This is a genomic window from Streptomyces sp. NPDC058052, from assembly GCF_042885515.1.
Classification (GTDB): domain Bacteria; phylum Actinomycetota; class Actinomycetes; order Streptomycetales; family Streptomycetaceae; genus Streptomyces.
In genome coordinates this window covers 32,900-38,100 of record NZ_JBHVRX010000043.1, presented here as the reverse complement: position 1 = coordinate 38,100, position 5,201 = coordinate 32,900, and the positions used below count along the sequence as shown (strand labels likewise).

General features: G+C 74.9%; 6 protein-coding genes. All 6 read left to right on the top strand.

Features of this window, described 5'->3' with window-relative positions; translation table 11 throughout:
- Positions 1-165: 165 nt before the first annotated feature.
- The 6 genes from ACFVU3_RS36020 (at position 166) to ACFVU3_RS35995 (ending at position 5,065) form a co-directional block, all read left to right on the top strand.
- Entirely contained in the window at positions 166-840 is a 675-nt protein-coding gene (locus ACFVU3_RS36020) for an amino acid ABC transporter permease (RefSeq protein ID WP_390072999.1), read from the top strand.
- Positions 837-1,727, top strand: coding sequence for an amino acid ABC transporter permease (locus ACFVU3_RS36015; RefSeq protein ID WP_390072998.1), 891 nt, complete (start codon positions 837-839; stop codon positions 1,725-1,727). The genes ACFVU3_RS36020 and ACFVU3_RS36015 overlap by 4 nt, the downstream gene beginning before the upstream one ends.
- A gap of 337 nt (positions 1,728-2,064) precedes the next feature.
- Positions 2,065-3,843: an FAD-dependent monooxygenase gene (locus ACFVU3_RS36010; RefSeq protein WP_390072997.1), complete on the top strand. Its 1,779-nt coding sequence runs from the start codon at positions 2,065-2,067 to the stop codon at positions 3,841-3,843.
- Between the two features lie 32 nt (positions 3,844-3,875).
- The gene (locus ACFVU3_RS36005) at positions 3,876-3,962 is read left to right on the top strand and encodes a putative leader peptide (RefSeq protein ID WP_346768519.1); all 87 of its coding nucleotides are present in this window, start codon (positions 3,876-3,878) and stop codon (positions 3,960-3,962) included.
- Between the two features lie 147 nt (positions 3,963-4,109).
- Positions 4,110-4,655: a cysteine dioxygenase gene (locus tag ACFVU3_RS36000; protein ID WP_390072996.1), complete on the top strand. Its 546-nt coding sequence runs from the start codon at positions 4,110-4,112 to the stop codon at positions 4,653-4,655.
- The gene (locus ACFVU3_RS35995; protein ID WP_390072995.1) at positions 4,652-5,065 is read left to right on the top strand and encodes a rhodanese-like domain-containing protein; all 414 of its coding nucleotides are present in this window, start codon (positions 4,652-4,654) and stop codon (positions 5,063-5,065) included. Before ACFVU3_RS36000 ends, ACFVU3_RS35995 begins: the two co-directional genes overlap by 4 nt.
- Positions 5,066-5,201 lie beyond the last annotated feature (136 nt).

Here is a 5,201-nt window from a genome sequence, read left to right as displayed (position 1 = left end):
GCCCCCGCCGTAAAAAAACCCCCCGCCCCCCCGCAGGTGGGGGGGGTCCCGGGCCCCGCGCGTGGCGGCCCCCCCGGGGGGGGGGGGCCCCCCCCGCCACCACCGGCCGCTGCCGACGCACCGGCCGTCCGACCGACCGACCACCAGGGGAGAGCGCGGGGCATCGTGTTCGACTTTCTTGATTCCGGGCAGTACGACCTGCTCGGCGCCTTCTGGGTGACGGCTCAGCTCGCCCTCTACTCGGCGATCGGCTCGCTGGTCTGGGGCACCGCCCTGGTCGCCATGCGGGTCAGCCCGGTCCCGCTGATGCGCGGCTTCGGCACCGCGTACGTGAACCTCGTCCGCAACACCCCGCTGACCGTGGTCATCGTGGCCTGCTCCTTCGGCCTCAACCAGACCCTCCAGGTCACGCTCGGCGGCGACGACTTCAAGGAGATCGGCTTCCGGCTCGCGGTGCTCGGACTCACCGCGTACACCGGGACCTTCGTCTGCGAGGCGCTGCGCTCCGGCATCAACACGGTCCCGGCCGGCCAGGCCGAGGCGGCCCGCGCCCTGGGCATGAGCTTCACCCAGGTCCTGACCCTGGTGATCCTCCCGCAGGCGTTCCGCGCGGCGATCACGCCGCTCGCCAACGTGCTGATCGCCCTCACCAAGAACACGACGGTGGCGGCGGCGATCGGCGCGACCGAGGCGGCCCTCCTGATGAAGGAGATGATCGAGAACGAGGCCCAGGCGCTCTTCACCGTCTTCGGGATCTTCGCCTTCGGCTTCATCGTCCTGACCCTCCCCACCGGCCTGGTCCTGGGCTGGGCGGCCAAGCGACTGGCGGTGAAGCGATGAACTCCGTCCTCTACGACGTCCCCGGCCCCCGGGCCAGGCAGCGCAACGTCGTCTACACGATCCTCTTCCTCGCCGTCCTGGGCCTGGTGGCCTACTGGGTGCTCTCCGCCATGGCGGACAAGAACCAGCTGGCGGCGGCGAAGTGGAGCCCGTTCGTCACCGACTCCCAGGTCTGGACGACGTACCTGCTGCCCGGCCTGACCGAGACGCTGAAGGCCGCCGCGCTCTCCATCCTCATCGCGCTCCCGCTCGGCGCGGCCCTGGGCATCGGCCGGCTCTCCGACCACCGCTGGGTACGGATCCCGGTCGGCGCGGTCGTCGAGTTCTTCCGGGCCATCCCGGTGCTGCTCCTGATGATGTTCGCCAGCGCCGTCTACGCGCAGTTCACGCCCGTCAGCTCCGACTTCCGCCCCCTGTACGCGGTCGTCACCGGCCTGGTGCTCTACAACGCCTCCGTCATCGCCGAGGTCGTCCGCGCCGGTGTCCTCTCGCTCCCCCGGGGCCAGGGCGACGCGGCCGTCGCGCTCGGCATGCGCAAGGGCCAGACCATGCTGTACGTGCTGCTGCCGCAGGCCGTCACGGTCATGCTCCCCGCCCTGGTCAGCCAGCTCGTCGTCATCGTGAAGGACACCGCGCTCGGCGGCGCGCTGCTCGGCTTCAACGAACTGCTCAGCCAGAACCGGCAGATCACCGCGAACTACGGCGCCAACACGATCGCCGCCTTCACCGTCATCGCCCTCATCTACATCGCGCTCAACGCCCTCCTCACCTCTCTCGCCGCCCGCCTGGAGAAGCGGCTCCGGCAGGGCCGCAAGGCCGCCGCGGTGAAGGACGTCGCCCCGGTCGTGAACGTCGAGATGGGCGGGGCGAGCACCGGCGGCGTCTGACCGCCACCGGTCTCCGACCCGTACGACCACCACCCCGACCGGCCCGGTTCCCCCAAGTTCCGCGCCCGTCCACTTCCGGCCCCGTCGCCCTCCCCCGGACCGCCTGCTTCCGGGGAAAGCGCCGGGGCCGGAGGTCCTGGTGGGGCGGAGAGCGGTACGAGGGGCGTCCCCGGCACCCGGAAGGGGCCCCGTCCGCACACCAGCGGCACCACGCCCACCGCGTCACTTGACGCAAAACACCCTGAGTGGGTTGCATACGGTCTGTGATCAAGCACCGGGCTCGTGCCACACTCTGCTGTGCTGCCCCCATGACTTTCCGGCCTTTTGGAGCCGCGCCGTGGACCCGGTGATCATCGTGGGCGCGGGGCCGGTCGGCCTCGCGCTCTCCCTCGCGCTCGCCGCACAGGGCGTGCCCAGCGTCGTCCTCGACGAGACCTCCGGCAAGGAGGAACCGCGCCCGGCGCGGACCGTCGTGCTGCGCGCCGACATGGCCGCCCTGGTCGAGCGGCTGGGCTGTGCCACCGTCCGTGACGAGGGCCTGCGCTGGGTCGGCTGGCGCGGGATGCAGCGCCGCCGGCAGGCGCGCGAGGTCGCCTTCGACCTGGGACTCGGCGGCACCGAGGAGTGGTCCGAGGACCCGGCGTCCCCCGCCGCGCCGGCCGCCCCCCTGCACATCCCCCAGCACGCCCTGGCCCGGGGTCTGCGCGACGCCATCGCCCGCGAACCGCTGGTCCGGCTCGTCACCGACTCCCGGCTCGACTCCCTGGAGCAGGACCGGACCGGGGTCGTCGCCCACACCCGCGGCCCGGACGGCACCTGGTGGCGCGGCAGCCACCTCGTCGGCTGCGACGGCGCCCGCTCGACCGTCCGCAAGCTGCTCGGCGTCCGCTTCCCCGGCCGCACCGCGGTGGAGCGGCACGCGGTGGCCGCCCTGCGCACCGAACTCCCCTGGCCCGGCGAGTCCCTGCTGCACCGTCAGCCCCCGTGGCGCGGAGTCGGCGAGGAGGTCACGGCCCGCCCGCTGCCCGACGGCGTCTGGCGGCTCGACTGGCTGCTGCCGCCCCGCGGCGAACTCGTCACCCCGGACGCGCTGGTGACCCGGATCCGCGAGACCCTGGCCGGCTGGTGCGACGGCACCACTCCCCCGTACGAGCTCCTCGACACCGGCGTCCACACCCTGCACCACCGGCTCGCCCGCCGCTGGCGCGTCGACCGGGTGCTGCTCGCCGGGGACGCGGCCCACCTGCTGGGCGCGATCGGCACCCAGGGCCTCGACGAGGGCCTCCGGGACGTCGACAACCTCGCGTGGAAGCTCGCCCTCACCTGGCACCGCTCCGCCCCGGACACCCTCCTCGACAGCTACCAGAGCGAGCGCCGGACGGCGGTCGCCGCCCGTCTGCGCGCGGCCGACCAGGCCCTGCCCGCGCTGCGCGGCGGCGGGGGTCTGCGCACCTACCTGCCGGGCGTGATGCGCGGCCACGAGGCCCTGCTGGCCGACGGCCACCTGGGACGGGGCCCGCTGGGCGCCTCCCCCGCCTATCCGCACTCGCCGCTCGCCGCGCCGTACAGCGAGAACATGATCCCGGTGGGCACACCGCTCGGCGCCCCCGTCGAGGACGTCCGGGTGACGGCTCCCGACGACACGACGGTCCGGCTCCGGGACCGGCTCGGGCAGGCCCGGCTCCTGGTCCTGCTCGTCGCCCCGGGCTCCGGGGTGTGGGAGCGCCGGCACTGGCGCACGGCCGGCCTGATGCCCCGCCTGGAGGAGGCCGCCGAGGCGCTGCCCGTGGCGTCGGAGGTCCTGGTCACCGACGCCTACCCGGGCGCCCCCGCCCACGCCGTCCTGCTGATCCGCCCCGACGGGCACCTGGTCGCCGCCTTCGCCGGCGTGCGCCCGGAGGAGCTGCGCGCCGCGGCCGAGGCCGCCCGCGGCACCGCCCCGGCGGAGGAACGGCCGTCCGCCGCGCCGGAGGAGTCCGGGCCGTCCGCCGCCGCGGAGAAGTCCCGCCCCGGCGGGCCGGCGCGCGGCGAGCGGTCCCCGGCCGCGGTCTCCGCCGAGGTCCCGGCACCGGCCGAGGCGTCCCTGGGACACGACCGGACCGCGGACGTCCATTGATTCGCGCGGGCGCGCGTGGTGTACTCCGGAACGTGACCGACACCGATGTGCGCCTGTGGCGGAGGGTCCATATGGACCTGATCCGCTATGCGGGCTGCGTGTGTCGCCCGTCCTTCTGAACTCGCTTCCCTTCCCCCGCGCGCCCCGACCGCGCCGACCCGCCCCGCCCCGGACACCCGTCCGGCGCGGTGTCCTCGGCATCCCTCCGGGCCTTCCGCCGGCCCTCCCGCGCGGCGCGCACCCCAGCGATTCCAGGACGGTCACCCGTGCCCGCGTCTTCTGTCACCCCCTCCCCCGTCATCACCCGGGCGGTCCTCGGTCCGCCGACCGCCGCCGAACTGCTCGACTTCGCCCGCCGCACCGCCGCCGACCGCACCCTCGTCGACTCCCTGCCGCTCGATCCGGAGGGCCGGACCTGGGTACGCCTCGAGGGCCCCGGCGGCAGTGAGGCGTGGCTGATCGGCTGGCCGCCCGGCACCGGAACCGGCTGGCACGACCACGCCGAGTCCTTCGGCGCCTTCGCCACCGCCCGCGGCAGCCTCACCGAGCACGCGCTCGCCGTCCGCCTCCCGGCGGGCGGCTGGAAGACCCTGGAGCTGGCCGAGGGGCTCGACCGCACCCGCCGGCTCGACGAGGGCGACGGCCGCGCCTTCGGCCGCGACCACCTCCACGAGGTGCTGAATCCGTCCCCCGACACCCACGCGGTCTCGGTGCACGCCTACTACCCGCCGCTCCCGCTGATCCGGCGCTTCAGCCGGACGGGCGCGGTACTCCGCCTGGAGCAGGTCGAGCGTCCGGAGGACTGGCAGTGAGCGGGGAACACGTCGGCATCGACGAGCTTCTGGAACGGGTGCGGTCCGGCCTCGACCGGATCGACGCCCGCACCGCGTACGAGGAGTACGAGACGGGCGCGGCTCTTCTCGTCGACACCCGCTACGCGGCCCTGCGCGAACGGGACGGCCTGGTCCCGGGCGCGCTGGTCGTGGAGCGGAACGAGCTGGAGTGGCGGCTCGATCCGCTGGGCAGCCACCGGTCCCCCCGGGCGACCGGCCACGACCTGCGGGTGGTCGTCTTCTGCAACGAGGGCTACGCCTCCTCGCTGGCGGCGGAGTCCCTCCGCCGGCTGGGCCTGCACCGGGCGACGGACCTGATCGGCGGCTTCCAGGCATGGAAGGCGGCCGGCCTCCCGGTCCTCCTCCCGGCCGCCAGAACCACCCCCTGACACCCCGAAGTGAAACTCCGGGCCCGCCCCGCCCGCCCGACGGGCTCCGGGCTCCGGGCTCCGGGCTCCGGGCTCCGGGCTCCGGGCTCCGGGCTCCGGGCTCCGGGCTCCGGGCTCCGGGCTCCGGGCTCCGGGC

Excerpts from the sequence above, each read along its gene's own strand:
- ACFVU3_RS36015 (WP_390072998.1), top strand. The coding sequence starts at position 837 with ATGAACTCCGTCCTCTACGACGTCCCCGGCCCCCGGGCCAGGCAGCGC.